Here is an 875-nt window from a genome sequence, read left to right on the forward strand (position 1 = left end):
CTCCATAAAGTGTTTGACTTGCTCGTTTTTGTGACCGAAGTCACGATTGACGAAGCTTGCGCTTCATTCGTTTTTGTATTCCGTAGAATACGATTTTTGCCTCATCGTTCAGTTTTCAAAGTTCGTCATAAAAATTGGTGGAGCCTAGCGGGATCGAACCGCTGACCTCCTGCGTGCAAGGCAGGCGCTCTCCCAGCTGAGCTAAGGCCCCATTAAAGGGATGAAATTGAAGATGGTCGGGAAGACAGGATTCGAACCTGCGACCCCTTGGTCCCAAACCAAGTGCTCTACCAAGCTGAGCTACTTCCCGAAAATGCACCCTGAGAGATTCGAACTCCCGACCCCTTGATTCGTAGTCAAGTACTCTATCCAGCTGAGCTAAGGGTGCGGAATATAAGGATCAAACAGCAAACATCAAAATGAAAATGGTACCGAGGGCCGGAATCGAACCGGCACGGGGAAACCCCCGCAGGATTTTAAGTCCTGTGCGTCTACCAGTTCCGCCACCCCGGCAGGGATATAAAAGGTAGAACCTTCATTCATAATTGAATTCTGGTGATCATTGAAGATAAAGATGGTGCCGGCAACAGGAGTCGAACCCGCGACCTACTGATTACAAGTCAGTTGCTCTACCAGCTGAGCTACACCGGCAAGTGTAATAAAAAATGGTGGAGGATGACGGGATCGAACCGCCGACCCCCTGCTTGTAAGGCAGGTGCTCTCCCAGCTGAGCTAATCCTCCATATGTATCGCCTGGCAGCGTCCTATCCTCACAGGGGGAAGCCCCCAACTACTTTCGGCGTTCAAGTGCTTAACTTCCGTGTTCGGCATGGGAACGGGTGTGACCACTTGGCTATCGCCACCAGACATTTATT

The 875-nt window shown here is 50.5% G+C and carries 6 tRNA genes and 1 rRNA gene; all 7 read right to left on the bottom strand.

The window, feature by feature from the left end:
- Positions 1-135 precede the first annotated feature (135 nt).
- A tRNA-Ala gene (locus ACZGCQ_RS16790) sits at positions 136-211 on the bottom strand.
- 22 nt (positions 212-233) lie between these two features.
- Positions 234-310, bottom strand: a tRNA-Pro gene (locus tag ACZGCQ_RS16795).
- 4 nt (positions 311-314) lie between these two features.
- A tRNA-Arg gene (locus tag ACZGCQ_RS16800) sits at positions 315-388 on the bottom strand.
- A gap of 38 nt (positions 389-426) precedes the next feature.
- A tRNA-Leu gene (locus tag ACZGCQ_RS16805) sits at positions 427-513 on the bottom strand.
- 62 nt (positions 514-575) lie between these two features.
- A tRNA-Thr gene (locus ACZGCQ_RS16810) sits at positions 576-651 on the bottom strand.
- Positions 652-666: 15 nt separating this feature from the next.
- Positions 667-742: transfer RNA gene (locus ACZGCQ_RS16815), tRNA-Val, on the bottom strand.
- Between the two features lie 9 nt (positions 743-751).
- Positions 752-867: ribosomal RNA gene (gene rrf, locus ACZGCQ_RS16820) — 5S ribosomal RNA — on the bottom strand.
- Positions 868-875 lie beyond the last annotated feature (8 nt).

The organism is Exiguobacterium sp. HSB13, assembly GCF_056764755.1.